We start from the raw sequence: 20,157 nt of genomic DNA on the forward strand, positions 1-20,157 counted from the left end.
CCGTTCCGGCGCGATACCCCGCTCAACGGTAGCGCAACAACGCCCCGATCACGGCGCAGAGCACGAAACCGACCGATACCACGCCCAGGGTCGCCCAGCGCCGCGCCCGCATCACCCGCGCCAAAAGCAACGCCATCACGACGATCAGCAGCAGCGTGATGGCGGCGGGTAACCAACACACCTGAGGAAACGGCCACGCCGCCAGAAAGGGCAAGCTAAAGCAAAACACGTAGGCGAGCGCCGTATACAGGGTTGCATGCCATGCCTGGCGCCAGATCTTACGCCCCAGTATGCCACTGGCCAATCGCCCAGACGCCGTCAGATTAAGCTGACGTTCGGCATGCAGCAGATCATCCCGTAACCCGGCATAGTGAGAGAGTAGGAAGGCAAAGGCGCTGGAGAGGACGCTGACCGCGCCGATAGTCAGCAACATCGGCCTGGCGAGGGGCGCTGCGCCGGCCCATAACGTGCCGATGGCGAGTAGCGCGGCACTCATCGTCCCAGAGACAGCGCCCCCCAACAGGGCGACCAGATTGTAGTTATGGTGCTCGCGTCGTAGCAGGCGCATACTCAGCGCGCCCGTGGACTACGCTCAACGATCTCACTACCACAGACAATCTGATCGACGCTGTGCACCGCCGCCCCGGTATTCTCCATCGCCTCGACCAATTGATCATGGTCGAGGTAGTCGCCCACGATGGTGACATCCATCCCGACAGTTTCGATATCGATATCACTCACAGTGATATTAAAAGCGCTCACCCCACGGCAACCATGGATCGCTTGCGCGATCTCAATGATCGTCGGCTGAGAGATCGCCTTATCGACATCGAAGGTCAAACGTCGAATATTCATGCGCTCACTCATCGTCTATGCCTCCATTTAGTCTACCCATACCAGGACTCTCTATGGCCGATCCTACGCCGACGCTCGCGATAGCAGGCCTTTTTTTGGCAAATAAATATTTCCCCCGCCGCGCCAGCTAGCCATTCCCCTGCGCCCGCGCTTGAGCAGAGCGGCGCGCAAAAACAAAGCGAGAGCATGATGAGATGTTGACCTCCCGACGCGGGCACGCGGCGTCCTTCCCACGCCGCCATGGCACCTTATCGGCGCAACAGCAACGCCTACCTTGAGATGGGAACGCGCTTAGCGCCTTGGGTAATCCACCGGGATACGTAGGGATTGCTCGCATGCGGCAATACCGACAGAGCGGCCCCACATGCATCGCGTCATGCTGATCGCAGGCCAGAAAGCGCGTGAACCGACAGATACGCCCGCAGCGACCTCGCTATCAACAGCCGCGGCGGCACTCATGATGGGTAGCGAGAGGATTTATTCTTATTTTTCCCGAAGGCCAAGAAAGTTGATGGTTTAATTTTAAAATGCTTTTTAAACACAGTGGTAAAATAAGAAACACTGTCATAGCCACACATGTAAGCGACTTGCGTGACATTAAACTCATGGTGTCTTAATAGTTTTACCGCTTTATTCATCCTAGCATTAAGGTAAATTTCGCTAAAGGAAGTGTTTTCTTGCATCAGTTTTCTCTTCAGCGTTGATGGGCTCATGTAGAGCTTGCTCGCGATTTTTTTCAGCGACCAACGCTGACTCAGATCATTGGTAATCATATAATAGATATCTTCGCGCAAAGACTTCAGCGAAAGTAATCTAAACAACGGCAAGGCATTCTGATTATCAATAAATTCAGAGAGCAACAGTTGGAGCAGGTAGCCTCGCTTCTCTGCGGATAACGACTGCATTTCATTGCTAGTTTGTAGAAGATCGAACACTTTAGAGACGCCGGCGTTAACCGGGGCAAGCAAGCACTTACTGGCACTATTTTTAAAGCAATGCGGATTGTCTGCGCCGTTAGACAGAAAGTTATCACAGGCTTTTTTTATAGAAAGGGCATCCACCTCAATCACGCTATAGCAAATACTCGCATCGGTCTTCTCCACAGTGACATTAATTGTCTGCTCCTTAGCTAAAAAGATAAAAACCGGACCAGTGACACAGATAGACTCGTTGAATGATGAATTTATTGTCATTCTACCAGAGGTCAATTTAATAATAATAGATTGCAATAATGCAACACCATAAACTGATAAAAACACAGGCTTATGCTCATGTATTGAATATACATTCATCCTGTCGATTTCCTTGGATTGCAATGATATTAATTTCAGTTGACAAGACTTTATCATTGATAAAGCCGACAATAGGGAAATGTATCAATGAGATGTTATTTGATTTGTAATCATACTTGCCATTTCTATAAATATGCCCGCATGCGTCAATAACCATCATCCTTTTCGATTACTTTTCACTTCCTTTTTTCTTTTGCGCAGGACATTATTTCCCCATGCATATTCTTTAAAAAAATGGCCTAGTACCCTATAAGTTTACTGATTATAATTTTTGGTATAACTTAAACTTCAGCCTATTGGTTTCCGTGGCTGTCCATCATTAGATAATCTTTTAAAATTATCACTGCAACACAATGATTCGCTAAGTATCCTATCTTTATATCTTCGGCTCCGTATATAAAAAAGGGCTCAAGTTATGTAACTATCGACTCAAAACATTACCAGTTTGCAAAATAATGACAACATGAATCAACGAAATATTAACCATATTGTCAAGGCAAATGACCATGACCGTAGATCGTGTGCTACGTGCACGTGGTTTACCAAATAGGCTCAAGGTAATACACGCTATTCACCCTCATGCATGTCGCCGTTCTCTGGTACCACCCAGTCCCGCCAACTGGCCTCTCACGACGCAGAGGAAGCACATTGCCACGGCGTCCAACCGGCTCTATTTATACCCTGGCCCGCCGCCCATCGCCTGTGTAGCCGGCCGGGGCGGCAAATCATCACGGCCCAAACCGCACACGATCATCCGCCTTAACAAGCGAGCATTGGCTTCAATCAAGGTGCTGCACCGATAAGCGTCGCGCCATTGATGCCCTCTCCCGCCGAGATACAACACGCGTTATTAACCATAGGAAGGACATATGCTGCGGTATTGCCTCTGTACTGAGCACATCGACGCTCCCCCCGCTCACGCCTGGTATTCCGCTCTCCTACTTTGCCGTCAGCCCATGTGCGCAGACACGCCCTTTTGCGCGGGGCGTTAGATAAATATCGGTCTGGCCACTCACCAGTGTGAGCATACCGGCATGCAACATCATGCATGCTGCGGATCGGGCCGTGACAGTATGATCGTCGGCGGCGCAGTGAAGCATCGCAGTATGACCCGACGCCGGCTAACGTGGCAGCGCGCAGACGAAACAGAATAGAAGCGGGAGAATGGGCAGCCTGGATGGCGTCCTGGCAGAGCTGGCTAACGTGGCAGCGCCTCACGGATGTAAAGCATCTTGAACGCCTTGAACGCCTTGAACGCCTTGAACGCATTATTACGACGGTCGAGAGGCAGCGTCACCGCTATCACGATAAATTTTAGCATGAAATCTTCATCGATGAGGTCATCCATCGTGTGACGATGGTAGCGCCTATCCACAACGAGCGACGGATCAGGCGCCGTCACGCTCGGAGGGGCCAAGCGGTCAATCTGCTCTCCCATTGCAACGCCGTTATGTTCAACTACACTTTCATAAAGGGAATATTAATCACAGTATCATTTTTCATCACGACCCCACTGTTTGATAACTCAATAGTACGACTAAAGAGTTTTCGCAAAGAAACATCATGGGTTGCGAAAATAACGACAGCACCTGCGTATAAATTTTTTATTTTTTGTAAAAAGGCTATGGCATCCGAGGAGGATAAGAAGGATGTCGACTCATCCATAAAAATGATCTGCGCCTTTTTATACAGAGAGAGACACAAGAGTATTTTTTGCCTTTCCCCATTGGAAAGGTTTAGCTCATCGACAAACTTTTCATCGATATTCTCCTTTGACAACACGAGGCTCTCACAACATAACTTCAGTATTTTTATAATGTCTCCCTCATCCAACACGCCATATAGGGTGAAATTATCGCGCATCGTCCCCTTAATGAATGAGCTATTCGTTGAGTGATAGGCGATACAATTCTGGATATAGGTTTCAGAGATATGCGTTATATCCACATCATTCAACTTTATTGAGCCAGTATAGTTATTCGTTATATTAGATAATACGTTGATTAACGATGTCTTACCGCATCCCGAACGACCAATGATGCCAATAATATCACCGGGAGTAGCTGAAAATGACAAATTCTCGACCAATTTTCTATCAGCCAAGGAGATCGTTAAATTCTCCACAGTAAAACGTTCCAGAGCAGGGATAACAATACCGTCATGGGATATGTTAGTATCTCGGTCTTTCAGCAACCCCGTCAAACTACTCTTAATGTGAAACATATGCAACTTCGACATATACATTCTATTAACGCCGCTAACCAGCGAACCTGATAGCCGAGAATTAATAATCATAATCGCAATGATGGATGCTGTCGTTAAAACACCATTCACCACAGCAAAATAGGAAGAGATAAACATAACAATCATCGAAATAAATGAGTTAGCTTTTATCATTTCACTCCAATGGTGATTATCGATATTCATCTCCATTTTAGTGTACTCATCTTTATTTGCCTTATCCATGAGTAATTTTTCAAAAAAAGAATTCCTTAAAAATTTCAACTCTTTTCTTTTCTCCTCTAATGAGATAAGAGTGGTCATTTTTTCATAACTGGCTGCATTCGTCTGTAATGTTTTCTTATAGGCGGAGAAACGAATGTAAACGCAGAGGAATGTCAGAATGACATAATAGAACAAAAGAGGAAAGGCATAGCCGCCCATCATAAGAAACAGGCACATCAAAAACAAAAAAGCTAACGAGACATCCACCGAGATCAACGGATATGACTCCCATAGTGCAACGACCGAAGAATCTACTGTACGTATTTTTACCGCTGCCCCTCTACAATTGGATAGTTTCAATATCTGTAAGTAGAAGGCATTACACTTTATATTATTATTTTTAACTTGCTGTGATGTCTTGTCATAAATAATCCCTTTAAGCACTAATTCGAAAATAGTAAAGATGATAAAGATACCAGTGACAAAAAAAATCGAATGATAAGAGTCGCTATAAATTAAGCGCGTATTAAATAAGTTAGAATATAATGGCGTCATTAATGCAAAGACAATCAAGCCCAATGATAGATAACCACTTTTCGGTGTCATTTTCTTTATCGCATGATAGATATCTTCATCATCTATTTTCTTTAGCTCTTTGGCCAAGAAAAACACCTTCTTACTGAGCAACTCATCATGCGTTACCACATCAGACGTACTTAAATTAACGATCTTATTTTTTTCTTTTTGCAAAATAATAAAGCGAGATTCCGTCCACTCGACAATGAAATTTTTTGGCAAATAAGCATTATCTTGATAACTTTCAGCAATTAATTTAAAATCGAAAAAATCATTTTTGATATAATCATTGAAGTTATTTAAAATATCATGCATATCGCGGCTTTTATTTTTTATAATAAAATCTTCACCCTCGACAAAACAATATCTGCGCAGCGCATCAAAAAAATCATTTGTCATTTTGCAACCTCCTCGGCAATACAATTATTCTTACCGCTAGGTTCATAGACCGGTTGTCCCACCAAAACCTGATCGATATCTCTGAGTGCTTTTTTTGCTACGATATAATTATAGGTGGTATATTTTTGGGCGATATCCAGACTCAGATTATTGCCGTAGGTGCAATAGATTCGGATCACCACACCTTCTTTCGAGGCACGAAAAGGTAGCAGATCAGTCACCGAAAAAGAAAAACCTTTCAATGGCATCACCACTCTATTCTTTTGTTCGGTTTCACTATTATAGATTAAGTTAGCGTAGTCCTTTTTTCTATCCTGTTCTAACGCCAACGATAATAAATTAACTAACAACACGGCCATCAGTAATATCATCACCGCTACGGCGGATGATAATGCAGAGACAAATCCAAGCATAATATATATTACCAAACATTAAAGACAAGATTATTGCCGACTAACGCCGTAATATAGTTCAGCAATGTGACTTTTTTACTCAGGACGAAAACATTGACCTGAACGCCTTCGATCTCCGGAGAGATAACACTCTCATCATCGGGTTTTATCTCCACTTTATAATAACGTTCAAGACCATTCTTCTCATCATCAGAGAATGAGTCGGCGCTAATCTTAGTGACGCCACCAATAATGTTAGCTTTATAGCCAGGTGAGTTCACAATGATTTTTGATTTAGCACCAACGAAGATAAACGGCCGATATTTAGCTAATATCTTTGCATCAATAACTTGATTTTCGTTATTCTTCTTAATCGTCATTACCGGCTGGGAACTTTCCACATAAGAGCCTTTATCAAAATTACGCTCCAAGCTTAAAATCACCCCCATAATCGGTGAGACGACACTATTCGCTTTGATTTTATTGCGTAACAAGTCTAATTGCCCGACGTTTTCCAAGCGTTCTCGGCGTAACTGAACCAGCTGTTCAGAATTACTGCTGAGTTGTTCTAGAATACTACTGCGGAAACGCTTATCCGCTAACTTAATATCATTCTGCAAAGATAACAGGCTAATATCACCAGCCGTTATCTGCGATATAATCTGACTGATCTCGGTTTTATTATTAATGATTTCTATTTCTGGCGCGCCCGCTAATCTCAACAAGTTACCTTTTTTCTTTAATAGCGCTTGTCTGTTTTGCAGGTCATCCCGCTCTTCCAACATTTTACTTTCTCGATGTTTTAAATTTTCCGCCTCAAACTTTAAAGAAAGATACTCATTAAGGAATTTATGCGCACTTAATTCCTGGTCAAAATCATTATCATTTTCTACTTGCAGTTTAACCTCATCGGTTACATTCTCATCTAATATTATTTTTAGCAGACGCTGATCTTCTTCTAGAACACGAATGCGCTTATCGGCAAACAAGACTAGTTCATTAAGCGTTTTTTCTTGATGAAATACATCAAGATTTGTGTATGAAAACAAGATGTCTCCGACCTTAACCTCAGATCCGGTTTTAAGATCAAACTTACTAATAAACCCTGAGTCGGGGCTAACGATAACCAATTTATCCGAAGCCCCAGTGATCACGCCAGTACCAGGAGAAACAATATCTATTTTCGCAATACCAATATATGCAAGCAAAAAGAGCATCGTTGCTAGCAAAATGACAAACTTGCGTGAAACCTTGCCACTAGTCATAGTCTTAACAATTCGCCGGAGACCTGCAATAACGATACTTTATTGATAGCATAAGATATTTTCATCTCGGATATCCTGCGTTGCAACGCAAAGTAATCAAACTGTGTATTCAGCATTTCATAGTAAGATGATTGTGAAATATTATATTCTCTTCGCTGACTGGCGAGGATCATCTCCGTCGTATTACGCTGTGCCTCCAGCCCGGCGATCTCTTTTGCTGTCGATTTTAACGTTAACTGTACTGATTTCATTCTGGCCAGCAATTCTTTATATTTAAAATCCATCTTACTCTTTAGCGCTTTATAGGAGAGCATACCGACGCCTGAGGCTATTTTTTTATCGAAATCAAATATGTTCATCGATAACTGCACACCCGCATATGAATCTTTAGCGACGCGTTCGTTATTATCATATTTCTCCTCGGCTACCAGACTGACCTGTAAAAAAGAATCTTGTTGCTTGGCATTAAACTTAGCCGCATCCGCCTGTTCACTCAAAATTTGATAATCTAAGTTATTATAGATATCTTTTTCGTTAGCACTATGCGCATTTATTTTACTCAAAATATTGTCCGGCAATTCAACATCAGCAGGAAAGTTAACGCCTGTGGACAGCTCAATATTCGCCTTAAGCAATTCTATTTCTTTGCTAATACTTTCAGACTCTGTTTTTATTTTTTGTACGAGTAGGCGCGCTTGCTCCACATCACTAGTTTTAGCCACCCCAGAGGAATACCTAGCTTCGATTTGATTATACAGATCGGTAGCCGTCTGCTCTAACTTAGCGGCCTGTAAATTAAGATTGCTATAATATTTAATGCCTATTAAATTCTCAACGATGGATTTATATAAGCTCTCTTTCTCTCTTGATAAAGAGATCTCCGCAGCACGGATCTTACTATCTTTCTCCTTAAAACGCTCGATGATTGACGTGCTATAAATTAATGAGTTGGCGGTGATTTTATGGTCAAAAACTGCCCCTTTCGCATCATCGGTTTTATACTTGCTCTCAGCCGCAACCTTCGGTAAAAAGTATAGATTAGTTTGTTGTGCACGCAATAGTTCGGATTCCAACTCTAACGCCTTCGATTTAATAATGTCAGACTCCTGATACATATTATTGACAAAGGATGAATATTTATCTTCGCTTTGATTTGCGGCAGCCATTGAACTCCAGGCACAGAAAAAAACAACGAGAGCGTTAACCTTCATGTCCTAACACCTCTACTATTTTCTTTATTTTATTTTTAAATTCGTTCTGCTTTTGAATATAATTTTCTTGATGAGTAATAATTGCGCTAAGTTTTTCCAACTTCGCCGCCTCCGTATCTTCTTTAAATTGATGGCTTTTTTGATATAAGGCGATCAATAAATTAATGTCGGCATTCAGCATGAGCAATTGGTCAAGATTCAGTTCTATTCTCTCATTACAGATCGTGCTATTCTGCGAAATCACATCCAATAACGTTGCCAGATGCTCCAAAGACTGATTCGTCATACGCGTACTTTCCGTCATTGTATTTAATGACAGAGCTACCTGGCTAACAGACTGGTTAACCTCGCGACCGTTCTCTGATAGCGTACTCAAGGATGTTGCGACATGCTCAAACGCGTTATTGACTACGCCTAATAATTCCCGTTGAGTTGCAGAAAGTCGCAATACGGAATCATTAATCTCACGCAAACGCTCCGCCATGATGTGACTATTGTCAACTAACAACTCCGCCAGCTTACTATTTTCAGGCACATACACTAACTTGCTGGCAATATTGGTGTTAATCGTCTCCAGTGTCTCCATTCGGTATAGTAATGATTGCAATTCGGCATCAGAAGCCGTGGCTTTCTTGTCGTTTTTATTACTCGAGTTATCTGCTTCATAATAAAACTCCCAGAAATTCAAACTGACTAAGAGTAATACCGAAACGGACACGCCGATGATCGAGGTCAAGAAAGCAAACGCCATAGCACTCAAGGCGGAGGAGATCGATGTAACCATTGCCCCTAATTTGCTGGTGATATCCCCCCCGTCGCCACCGAGAGAACCGGCAATCGCTGACACCATATCAGTGAGCCCGATGAATGTTCCAATCAACCCCAACGACACCGCGACTGACGCGGCCAGTTTCGTTTGTGTGGCTAATAATGCGTAATAGCGTCTTGACTTTAATTTAAAAACAAAATGTGACAAGAAGATAAATAATGGAAAAAAATATAAGAAAGCACAGGCGTAAGTTATCTGTGGGGCCAGTAACACAGCCTGGTTAACCACGTTTTTTACAGCGGCGAATAAAAAATAGCCGCTTATTGTCAATGCATAAAAAAGAATACCAAAATAATACATTAGTCAAATCCCCAGTAAATACACGATGTGCTTTTATCACATAGAGAGATATCTCCTACTTTAAACATCACCTCTATATTCGAAGGTAGCTTAAGATCTGCGTAAGTCTTTAATAAGTTGTAAGTGTTTTTCTCTCTAAAACTTTTAACCGAACTTGCCACTGCGCCATACAAGACAATTTTTTTCTTGCCAGAATCAATAAAATGCTTCCTCAACTGGTATAGATCTGTCGCCGACAACGAAACCACCGCTTCATAGTGGATGGTCTTCTTATCGAATTCCACATACGAGTCTCTGATTTTAAATGCGCCGCCATCTGACTCCACCAGTAAATCAGAGCTGGATAACATAAAAACACTGGATACTAAAATTAAAATACAGAGCGCACCGCTTAGCCCATCGACCATGGGGGCGAGCTCTTCATTGTCAGCATTGATCTCATCGTCCATTTTTGCCTTTAATTACAATAGCTAAATTACGCCCACATTGCTATGCTGATTATATGTTTCTCACCTCATTTATCCGTTATAATAATCAGCCCAACAACTTAAAATTTAGGCTCAAATTCGCCTCGGTTTATTTATTCTACCTTGGTTGGCTTGTAGAGTCGTAGCTTGATGAAGTCTATTGTTTGATTTCTATCTTCAAGAGAAATAACATAGCTTATAGGACACCTGCGATGAGCACAACCAACAACACCAGCCCCAATAATGCATCAGACTCAACAACCAGAGAAATACTTAACGATATAAAATCGTATAAAGTGAGTGGGTTTGATCTTATTGTTACCACCAGTGATGGCACGACCACCACATTAAAAGATGGTTTGACCAATCTTGTGCTGGGTAAAGTTGAACTGCGTAACACCGCAGGACAAACCATCAGCCAAGACGCCATCATTTCAACCATCCAGAGCCAGCAACTGGGGTTAGATACCGTCTATCTGCGCGACAAATTAGAAGGCATGACCTCTGACGACGCCCCAGACGATAATAAGAATGAACCGCAAGAAATTTCCCCCGAACAAGATGAAGTATTAAAGGCTGATTTGCAGAAAAAAATTGAAGAGTATAAAGAATTAATAAAAAAACAAGAGCAGTTGGTAAAACAGCAAGAGAATGAGAGATTAAAAGAAATCAATGAATCCGCTGATAAAAAAGAGGTCGTTGATAAACAAGTCACGCGTGAATTATCTAAACAGTTAAAACCCAACGAAATTGAAGTCCCCGATGCGAGTGCTTCCGTGCCCACACCGCAGGCACCGCCGGTCTCAAGTTCGTCATCAAGCGATAGTTCGTCAGGACAACCAGAAGAGATTATCGCGCCCCCCAAACAAGATCCTCTACTCTTCATCGACGGAAAGCTGGATGAAAAATCCGACTCTGGCCGAGTTGGGGACAATCTGACTAACGTCAATACCCCTACATTTATCGGCCGTGCCACGCCGGGTACCACGGCTAGCCTGACGATTAACGCGGTGAGCTATCCTTTAACCATTGATCAGGATGGTAATTGGCTGCAACAGGTTACCCCAGCATTACCCGATGGGAACCATGAAGTCACGTTTACCATCACGAACAGGGCGGGAGAAAGCGTCACCACCACCACTCATGTGACTATCGATACTCAACTGACTGGGCTTAGCGCAGATCTTGATGCGGCAACCGACTCCGGTGTACTTGGCGATACCATCACTAATAATCCCAAGCCGATTATTAGTGGGACATCCGAGCCGGATTCAGTCATTACCGTCACAATTAACGCGATGACACTCACTACCGTTGCCGACAAAGAGGGCAACTGGTTCGTCTCGCCGGGAACCAATCTTAATGATGGCACATATGATTATGTGGTGACGGCCAGTGACGAAGCGGGTAATACGGCGACGGTTAATAAAACATTCACGATTGATGCCAGCGCCCCAGACGCGACATTTACCTTATCTGCCGCCTCAGACTCAGGCATGCAGGGTGACTTTCTCACCAACAACACGCAGCCCACATTGACGGGGAAAACCGAGCCGGGCGCCAACGTGACGCTCACATTAAATAGCAAGGTCTACCAGATAACCGCCGATCAACAGGGCGTTTGGGCGTTGACGGTCTCGCCGCCATTGGCGGATGGCAGCCATAACTTCACGATTAAAGTCGATGACATCGCCGGCAATAGCGCATCTAAATCGGGTTATCTCATCATCGATACGCAACTGCCAACCGTTACCGCCGCCCTCTCGGCAGCAACCGACTCGGGTGATAGCGATACGGATAACATTACCAATGATCCCCATCCTGTCTTAACCGGAAGTACGAAGCCCTTTTCCGTTGTGACGATTACGATTGCGGGTAATCATTACTCCGTGCAAGCCGATGATAGTGGCGCCTGGTCATGGCAAATTCCTGACGACCTGGTATTGGGTGACGGTAGCCATAATTACGCCTTATCGGTAACCGATGTGGCAGGCAACGCATCGGCGACGCCATTCACAGGCGCGTTCACCCTGGTGACAACCCCGCCGTCCGCCCCCAGTGTCAACCTCGACCTCAGCAGCAACTCCGGTGATCCTACCGATACGATCACCAACGTAAAAACACCGACGCTGACGGGAACTTCAGATCCATATACCGATGTATTCGTGGCGATCAATGGCCAAACTTACGCCGTGAAAGCCGATGACCAGGGGCAATGGCAGCTCACGCTGAGTAGTCCATTGCCCGATGGCGACTACCCTGTCTCGGTCACCGCTAAAGACATTGCCGGTAATCTCAGCCAAGTCAGCGGCAATATGACACTGGTTATCGATACCAGCGTTCCCGAGGTGAGCGCGAGCTTGTTAACCGCCGATGATACCGGTCGCGCGGACAATGATGGCATCACCAACGTGACGCGTCCCCGTTTCCATGGGAGCGCCACCCCGAATACCACGGTTATCTTTACCATCGATAATACCGATCATCGCGTCAGCGTCGGTGCGGATGGGCAATGGAGTTTGACGCTGCCTAATGCATTGGCCGATGAGACCTATGTCTACTCCGTCAAGGTTGAGAACGCGGCCGGCACAAGCTCGACCATTACCGGCTCGCTGACCATTGATACCACCTTGCCCTCATCTGCGGCAGGTTTAAATACCGCCTCTGATAGCGGGCAATCATCGGTGGATGGGATTACTAATGTGACCCGGCCGACCCTCACCGGTACCAGCGAGCCGGGCTCGACCATTGTCGTCACATTTCAAGGCACTAACCACAACCTGAATAGTGACGCGGATGGCGTGTGGAGCCTTACGCTGCCGACCTCACTTGCCCAGGGCGATTATACTTATACCGTCACCGCCACCGATCAGGCGGGCAATACCTCAACCAGCCAGCATCAATTTACGGTTGATACGGTCTCTCAATTGAATGGCGGCCTCGATTTATCCAGCGTGATGGAAGGCACCACCGGTGGCAACGTCACCAACCTGGTTCGGCCGACGCTCAGCGGCATGGCAGAGCCAGGGAGCATCGTCAAAGTTGAAATTCATAATGCCGTTTATACCGCCTCCGTCAATGACGACGGCAGATGGTCGCTCGAATTACCCAGAGATGCCAGCGCCGGTATTAACCCGTATACCGTCACGGCTGAAGATGTTGCCGGAAATAAAACCACCATTAGCGGCAACTTTACTTACATCTCGTCGGGCGCTACGCCTCCCAAAGTTTCGGTTCAGTTAGACACGGCCAGTGACTCCGGCACCCAAGGCGACAGTATCACCAACATCAACACCCCCACGTTTATTGGTCGAGCCACCCCCGGCACGACCATTCTGCTGACCATCGCAGGCAACAGCTACACCACAACGGCGGCGGCGAATGATGGCGCCTGGTCTATCCGGGTTGACCGTCCGTTACCGGAAGGATTAAATACTTATGAGGTTATCGCCACCGATGAGTCATCAAGTTTGTCCACCGCGGTCAACAATAACGTGTTTATTGATACCCTCCCGCCAGTCACCACGGTCGAACTCACCGATGCCACGGATAGCGGCATCAAAGGGGATATGATCACCCAGACAGTGCGGCCAGTTTTTCGCGGCAACACCGAGCCCGGCGCCACCGTCTTCTTGCGCATCGATGGGCAAAATCACACCGTCACCGCCGACGCCAACGGTAACTGGTCAATCCAAGCGCCGACGTGGGGTCTGCCCCCGAACTACACCGCAGATTACCGCATCCAAGTCACCGATCAGGCGGGTAATAGCACTACGACGACCGGTAGGCTCACCACCGACAATACGGCGCCGACATTAACGCCGGCCGAGTTAGACGGCGCGAGTGATACCGGCGATAGGGATCGGTACGACACCAACCAACTGACTCCGACGATCACCGGGCGAGCCGAGCCAGGCACGCGCCTCATCATCCGGATTAACGGCCAGGATTACCGCATTACCGATGTCGCGGCCGACGGGACCTGGAAGTTTAAACTGCCTGCCGGCATCGTTGCCGATAACGGTAACTATCATACGGTGAACTTTACCGTCACCGCGACAGACGCGGCAGGGAATGCCACCAGTAGGGCCGATCAAATCCATATCGCCAAACGCCAACTGACGATTACCAGCGGTCTTTCCGAGAATACGGATACGGACACCAAGGGAGATAACCTCACCTCTGTGCATGCCCCGACCCTTACCGGAACCATTAGCGGTGGCCAGGCCGCCGATAACTTACGCGGGACGATCACCATTGCCGGCAAAACCTACCCGCTGACGATTAACGCGGATGGAACCGAATGGTCTTTTCGCGTTCCAAGCAGCGCCCCGCTCACCTCGGGCGAGCATAACTATACCGTCACCTTTGTTGATAAATTCGGTACCGAAACCTCACACACGGCTACGGTGACGATCAGTACGTTAGCCGGATACCTTTCCCCCGCGGATGATACGGGCACCGTCGGGGACAATCTGACGCAAAATAGCGCCCCCACTCTGTCAGGGAAAGCCGCCATTGGTTCTACCCTGCGTATTGAGTTTAATGGCCAAACACACAGTATTCCGGTTACGCCAAACGGAACATGGACATTCAGGCTGCCGGGAGGGCCGTTCATCGATGGCGACTATACTTACAAACTGACGGAAATTACCCCGCAAGCCACCACAACATTTAACGGCACGTTTAAAATCGACAATACCCCGCCAGACATCACGGCCGGCTTACGCGAGGCGGATCACACCCCTAATGATGCCAGCGCGTCGATCTACCCGAACCCCACGCTACAGGGCACGACCGAACCGAATCGTGAAGTCATTGTATTAATTAATAATAAACGATTTACTACCACATCCGATGAACAGGGTAACTGGTCCTTAGAGCTGAGAGGCGCCGAGCTCCAGACCGACCAGAGTTATGAGTATACCGTCATCGCCGCTGACGGCGCGGGTAACACGGGTCGACTGACAGGCACGATTAGCAATGGTCACGCCCTGCCGCCGACAACCAACTTTGGCGCTCATCCAGATTATTTAGACGGCTCACCGAGCGTCAGTACCCCCAACACCGTGTTCTATAATTCGACGCCACCCGTGATCATCGGCCGTGGTAACCCGGGCGATACGGTCACCATCTATCGGCCCAATGCATCGTCTTACTCCACCGTCGTCAATAATGATGGCCGCTGGCAGATCATGATGCCGGCCGATCTGTTCCCTGACACGACCCCCGAAGGGGGCTACTACTCCTATACCTTGAGTGTGACCAACGGCTACGGACTGACCACCGAGTATCCGATCAGAATTACGCTTGACTCTATGCCGCCCCAGTTAAACGGCGGGTTGGATAGTAACAGCGATAGCGGTATTCAAGGGGATAGCCTCACCAATAACCCGCGGCCAACGCTGAGTGGCAGAACAGAAGCCGGCCTGAAAGTCAGCATCGTGATCGCGGGTAGCACCTATAGCGTTAACGCGAATAGCGCCGGTGACTGGCGCTTTACCGTCCCGCGCGATCTGCGTGATGGGCCTTATGATTACACCATCACCACCGTTGACAAAGCCGGGAATACCGCTACTCCGGTATCGGGAACCATCACGGTCGATACCGCCAGCGTCGTGCTGACTGGCGGGCTGGATACCACCGCCGATCCGAACATTGCCGATGGTTGGAGTAGCACGAACAACCAGACATTAAAAGGAATGACATCGCCGGGCGCCACGGTCACCGTGACCATCAATGGCACGGTTCATGCTGCGACCGTTTCGGCAAACGGTGAATGGAGCCTCAACCTCGCTAACCTGGCTAATGACAACTATTCTTATACTGTCACCGCCTCAAACCCGGCGGGGACCACATCGACGATTAACGGTCATTTCACTATCGATAACACCCCGCCCACGACGACGGTCATGCTCAACACCGCTACGGATAGCGGAACCTTGGGCGACTTTATTACCAATGTCGACCGACCGGTCTTTATCGGACAGACCAAACCCGGCGCCACCGTCACGCTGACACTCAACGGTCAATCCTATACCGCGACGGCCGACCGTGAGGGTAACTGGCAAATAACCCTCCCAACATCCCTGACCCATGGCGCGTACAGTTATACGGTGAACGTGACGGATTTGGCGCAAAATACCAGCGCCCCACAGCAAGGTAACCTGCACATCTTCCAAAACAATACGCTAGCCCCCGTGACGAGCGTGAGTTTAGATGCTGATAGCGATAGCGGCACCGCCGGAGACGCGATCACCCATAACAAGACGCCAAATTTCTCAGGTACGGCCCCTGCCGGCATCACCGTCGTGCTTACGATTGGCGGGAGAAGCTACTCAACGGTCGCCGATAACCATGGGAACTGGAAACTCGCCATCACTAACCCGCTTAGCGATGGCACGCATAACTATACGGTTATCCTGAAAGATATTGCTGGTAACCAGTCTGCGCCGACGGCAGGGCAAGTCACCATTGACAGCGTCAGCGCTCTGCGACTGAATGGGATAGACCCCGATACGGACTCTGGGACCCCAGGCGATAATATTACCGATAACCCAACCCCCACGTTAATCGGCTCGGCAGAGCCGAACGCCGCGATCAGCTTAGCCATTAATGGTAATCGCTATAGCACCACTGCGGATGCGAATGGGCAGTGGTCGCTCCCCGTGACAGATACTTTAGCGGATGGCATTTACTCCTATACGGTAACGGCCACCGATATCGCGGGTAACACTAAATTAGTAACCTCTACCCTCACCATTGATACCACTCCGCCCAGCCAGTTAACCGGCGGCTTGGATAGCAGCAGTGAAACAGGTGCGCCAGGCAGCCAGATCTCCAACAACGCCAGGCCGACCTTTAGCGGAACCACAGAAAGCGGGGCGACGGTCACCTTGAGTATCAGCGGGCGGGAGTTTACCGCGGTCGCAGGCGTTAATGGTGAGTGGACCCTCACATTGCCACCTATCATCGGCGTCTTAACGGATGGCAATCATCCCTATACCATTACGGTAAGGGATAGCAGCGGCAACCCAAGTGGTCTGACGCTAACCGGTGAAGTAACGATTCAGACGACGCCCCCCTCTGCCAATGCGGGTCTCCAGGCCGGCAGCGACAGTGGTATCATTGGCGACCAAATCACCAACCAGGCGCATCCCATACTCTCCGGGCAGACCACGCCGGGCTCGACGATTGTCATGGTGTTTAACGACGTCACTTACCCCGTCTCGGTGAATGCCCTGGGATATTGGTCTTTCCAGATCCCCAACGCGCTGGCCGAGGGAGAGTATCGCTACCAGGTCATCGCGACGGATAACGCTGGCAACACAGCCTTGTATGACGGGCAGTTTACCGTGGATACCACGCCGCCCGCGACGCCGCCAACGGTCGAGTTGGGCGCGATGAGCGACAGCGGTGTCGTGGGGGATAATATCACCAACGTAAAAACCCCCACCTTTAGCGGAACGGCGGCGAGTAACACAACGGTTGTGTTGACCATCAATGGAATGAGCTACAGCACACTGGCGGGAGACGATGGTGCTTGGTCGATTACCTTACCGCTCAGCCAAGCCTTAACCGAGGGACTACACGATTATTCTGTCGTCGCCAAAGACGCGGCCGGCAATACATCGACGGCAACGATGGGATCCGTAACGATCATGACGACGCCCCCTGCTATGCCCAGCGGGGAGCTGAGTAGCGACACGGACACGGGGCCTGGTGATAACATCACCTCGATTACTGTGCCCAAGTTTATCGGTAAGGCGGATGCCAACACCACGGTCATCTTAACCATCAATAGTCGGGTTTATGAGATCCCGGTGGGTAATGATGGAGCCTGGAGCTTCACCTTGCCGTCAGAAGACGCGCTGCGTGATGGCACCTACACCTACACCCTTCAGAGTAAAGACGCGATCGGTAATCTATCAAGCGCCCTGACCGACACCATCACCATTGATACTACTCCGCCGTCGGCACCAAGCGCTGCATTGGCCGCCGAATACGACTCGGGCGTCACGGGGGATAACATCACCAATATCACCACCCCCAAATTCGTTGGACACACTGAGCCGGGTGCCACCGTTACGCTGACCATCAACAACAAGGATTATGCCTTTCCGGCTACGGCCGATGGTAGCTGGGCATTCACGTTGCCCGCCAGCGATGCCCTCTCGACGGGCACGTATTCCTATCAAGTTGCGGTAAAGGACAGCGCAGGCAACAGCTCCCCGTCCACCACAGGAACGATAACTATTGATACCACGCCGCCAGACACGCCCCACGGGGGACTTGCGCTCGACACAGACAGCGGCACAACTGGTGATAATATCACCAGCACCCCACTGCCGACGTTCAGCGGAACGGCGACGCCCAATACGCTGGTGCTGTTGACGATTAACCATAAGGTTTATGAGATCACCGTGGACACCCAGGGAGCCTGGCGCTTCACCTTGCCTGCGGCGGATGCCCTGACCGACCAACGATACACCTATACTCTCCAGGGTAAAGATGCCATCGGTAATACCTCCGCCATCCTTAACGGCGCTCTGACCATTGATACGCGCGCGCCCAGTACCACAGGGGGACTCGATCAGGCTTCGGATAGCGGCACCCTCGGCGATAGCCTAACCCATACCACGACCCCCACATTCAGTGGTAGCACGGAGGCCAATGCCACCATCACGCTAACCCTCAATAGTCAGAGCTATAAGTTTCAGGCCAACGCGGCGGGAGCATGGTCATTCACGCTCCCATCCCAGGATGCACTGCCGGATGGGGCTTATCCCTACACGCTACAGGTTAGCGATGCGGCGGGGAATACCTCGTCCCCGCTGACGGGCTCTGTCACGATTGATAGTACGCCGCCCGCGCTCCCAAGCGTGGCGCTGGACGCATCGACCGACAGCGGTATCAGCGGCGATCAGATAACCAACCTGGCCGTGCCCAAGTTCGTGGGTATGACCGAGGCCGACGCCACGATCCAACTCACCATCAATAGCCACACCTATGACATTCAGGCGCAGGCAAATGGCGCATGGGATTTCACCTTGCCCTCTGGCGTTTTAAGCGATGGCATACATAAATATACGGTGCAGGCTATCGATAAGGCAGGGAACCGCTCCAAGATCGTAAAGCAGTGGATCACCATCGACACAACAGCGCCGATAATCCCGACGGCCGAGCTCGCCAGTAGTTCCGCAACGGGTAGCGCAGGAGATAAGACGACCAGTGCCACTTTACCATCATTTACCGGCGCCTCTGAGGCCGATGTCGAGATAACGTTGCGTATTGATAATCAGGATTATGTCACCCGAACGGATAGCAGCGGGAACTGGACTATCACGGTTAGCCATCCCTTGAGCGCACAGACCTATGATTATACGGTAACGGCCAAAGATGCGGCGGGGAATACCAGTCAGCTCAGCGAGACACTGACTATCGTCGACAGCACACCAACGCCCCCGCTGTTCGGTGCCGCCGCCAATGCCAATGCCGTACACGATAGCAGTGCGACAGGGGATGACGCCGCGGCGAGCCCTGACAACGCCCCGCAGCCCAGCCTCAGCGTGCCTCTCTCCTCGCCACCCGACGCCGTCGCTAATGCCGATGCCGATGCCGCCGATAGCCGCACGCTATTGAACGGCAGTAGCACGGCTAACCCTAGCGACGACCAGACCAGCCACAGCGTACTGGCGACCCTGCTGTCTGACGCCGCCAATAGTGCCAGCGCAGCGGATGGCATCACGCCACTGAATGACGCGGCCACGGCCAACAATAGCAACGACACGCTGGCTATTGTCGATGTCGATCGCGCGCCAGCAACCCCGCCGTTCATTGCTGCCAGCAGTTCAAGTGCGCTAGATAACATCGCGGCTCTAAGTGATATTGCCATGAATACCATCAGCGCGACGCCGGAGGAGGAGCACGCCACCTTGTAACGTAGCGTTCGCCGAGACGACTATCAACAAACTACGGGTGTATGGTGACAACCTACACCCGTTTCTTTACCGCCTTGATGACGCGCCGTTACTGGCGCTCAGCGGTGTACATGGCGCTAGACACGACATGCCTCAAGCGGCTCCAGCGTCCTTTAACGCCGTTTTTTGGCAAATAAATATTTCTC

At 48.9% G+C, this 20,157-nt stretch carries 11 protein-coding genes; 1 reads left to right on the forward strand and 10 read right to left on the reverse strand.

Annotation, left to right across the window (positions count from 1 at the left end):
* Nucleotides 1–22 precede the first annotated feature (22 nt).
* From EHO01S_RS10810 to EHO01S_RS10855, 10 genes are all read right to left on the reverse strand, one after another.
* Nucleotides 23–568: a hypothetical protein gene (locus EHO01S_RS10810; protein ID WP_024523956.1), complete on the reverse strand. Its 546-nt coding sequence runs from the start codon at nucleotides 566–568 to the stop codon at nucleotides 23–25.
* A gap of 2 nt (nucleotides 569–570) precedes the next feature.
* On the reverse strand, nucleotides 571–855 hold the full coding sequence (locus EHO01S_RS10815; RefSeq protein ID WP_035370496.1) for a DUF211 domain-containing protein: 285 nt from the start codon (nucleotides 853–855) through the stop codon (nucleotides 571–573).
* Between the two features lie 455 nt (nucleotides 856–1,310).
* Entirely contained in the window at nucleotides 1,311–2,147 is an 837-nt protein-coding gene (locus tag EHO01S_RS18880; protein WP_024523958.1) for a helix-turn-helix domain-containing protein, read from the reverse strand.
* 1,198 nt (nucleotides 2,148–3,345) lie between these two features.
* Nucleotides 3,346–3,585: a hypothetical protein gene (locus tag EHO01S_RS18885; protein ID WP_024523959.1), complete on the reverse strand. Its 240-nt coding sequence runs from the start codon at nucleotides 3,583–3,585 to the stop codon at nucleotides 3,346–3,348.
* Nucleotides 3,586–3,605: 20 nt separating this feature from the next.
* The gene (locus EHO01S_RS10830) at nucleotides 3,606–5,567 is read right to left on the reverse strand and encodes an ATP-binding cassette domain-containing protein (protein WP_024523960.1); all 1,962 of its coding nucleotides are present in this window, start codon (nucleotides 5,565–5,567) and stop codon (nucleotides 3,606–3,608) included.
* Nucleotides 5,564–5,980, reverse strand: coding sequence for a hypothetical protein (locus EHO01S_RS10835; RefSeq protein ID WP_232238251.1), 417 nt, complete (start codon nucleotides 5,978–5,980; stop codon nucleotides 5,564–5,566). The genes EHO01S_RS10830 and EHO01S_RS10835 overlap by 4 nt, the downstream gene beginning before the upstream one ends.
* Nucleotides 5,981–5,988: 8 nt before the next feature.
* The gene (locus EHO01S_RS10840) at nucleotides 5,989–7,224 is read right to left on the reverse strand and encodes an HlyD family secretion protein (RefSeq protein ID WP_024523962.1); all 1,236 of its coding nucleotides are present in this window, start codon (nucleotides 7,222–7,224) and stop codon (nucleotides 5,989–5,991) included.
* The gene (locus tag EHO01S_RS10845; protein ID WP_024523963.1) at nucleotides 7,221–8,435 is read right to left on the reverse strand and encodes a TolC family protein; all 1,215 of its coding nucleotides are present in this window, start codon (nucleotides 8,433–8,435) and stop codon (nucleotides 7,221–7,223) included. Before EHO01S_RS10845 ends, EHO01S_RS10840 begins: the two co-directional genes overlap by 4 nt.
* Nucleotides 8,425–9,564 (reverse strand): hypothetical protein, encoded by a 1,140-nt coding sequence (locus tag EHO01S_RS10850; protein ID WP_024523964.1) that lies wholly within the window; start codon nucleotides 9,562–9,564, stop codon nucleotides 8,425–8,427. The genes EHO01S_RS10845 and EHO01S_RS10850 overlap by 11 nt, the downstream gene beginning before the upstream one ends.
* Nucleotides 9,564–10,013, reverse strand: coding sequence for a hypothetical protein (locus EHO01S_RS10855; protein WP_024523965.1), 450 nt, complete (start codon nucleotides 10,011–10,013; stop codon nucleotides 9,564–9,566). The genes EHO01S_RS10850 and EHO01S_RS10855 overlap by 1 nt, the downstream gene beginning before the upstream one ends.
* Before the next feature lie 314 nt (nucleotides 10,014–10,327).
* Here EHO01S_RS10855 and EHO01S_RS10860 point away from each other — a divergent pair, with 314 nt between their 5' ends.
* Nucleotides 10,328–19,972, forward strand: a complete 9,645-nt coding sequence (locus tag EHO01S_RS10860) for an Ig-like domain-containing protein (RefSeq protein WP_071991016.1) — start codon at nucleotides 10,328–10,330, stop codon at nucleotides 19,970–19,972.
* Nucleotides 19,973–20,157 lie beyond the last annotated feature (185 nt).

The organism is Edwardsiella hoshinae NBRC 105699 = ATCC 33379, assembly GCF_000474215.1.
Lineage (GTDB): Bacteria > Pseudomonadota > Gammaproteobacteria > Enterobacterales > Enterobacteriaceae > Edwardsiella > Edwardsiella hoshinae.

Excerpts from the sequence above, each read along its gene's own strand:
- EHO01S_RS10810 (WP_024523956.1), bottom strand. The coding sequence starts at position 568 with ATGCGCCTGCTACGACGCGAGCACCATAACTACAATCTGGTCGCCCTG.
- EHO01S_RS10815 (WP_035370496.1), bottom strand. The coding sequence starts at position 855 with ATGAATATTCGACGTTTGACCTTCGATGTCGATAAGGCGATCTCTCAG.
- EHO01S_RS18880 (WP_024523958.1), bottom strand. The coding sequence starts at position 2,147 with ATGAATGTATATTCAATACATGAGCATAAGCCTGTGTTTTTATCAGTT.
- EHO01S_RS18885 (WP_024523959.1), bottom strand. The coding sequence starts at position 3,585 with ATGGGAGAGCAGATTGACCGCTTGGCCCCTCCGAGCGTGACGGCGCCT.
- EHO01S_RS10830 (WP_024523960.1), bottom strand. The coding sequence starts at position 5,567 with ATGACAAATGATTTTTTTGATGCGCTGCGCAGATATTGTTTTGTCGAG.
- EHO01S_RS10835 (WP_232238251.1), bottom strand. The coding sequence starts at position 5,980 with ATGCTTGGATTTGTCTCTGCATTATCATCCGCCGTAGCGGTGATGATA.
- EHO01S_RS10840 (WP_024523962.1), bottom strand. The coding sequence starts at position 7,224 with ATGACTAGTGGCAAGGTTTCACGCAAGTTTGTCATTTTGCTAGCAACG.
- EHO01S_RS10845 (WP_024523963.1), bottom strand. The coding sequence starts at position 8,435 with ATGAAGGTTAACGCTCTCGTTGTTTTTTTCTGTGCCTGGAGTTCAATG.
- EHO01S_RS10850 (WP_024523964.1), bottom strand. The coding sequence starts at position 9,564 with ATGTATTATTTTGGTATTCTTTTTTATGCATTGACAATAAGCGGCTAT.
- EHO01S_RS10855 (WP_024523965.1), bottom strand. The coding sequence starts at position 10,013 with ATGGACGATGAGATCAATGCTGACAATGAAGAGCTCGCCCCCATGGTC.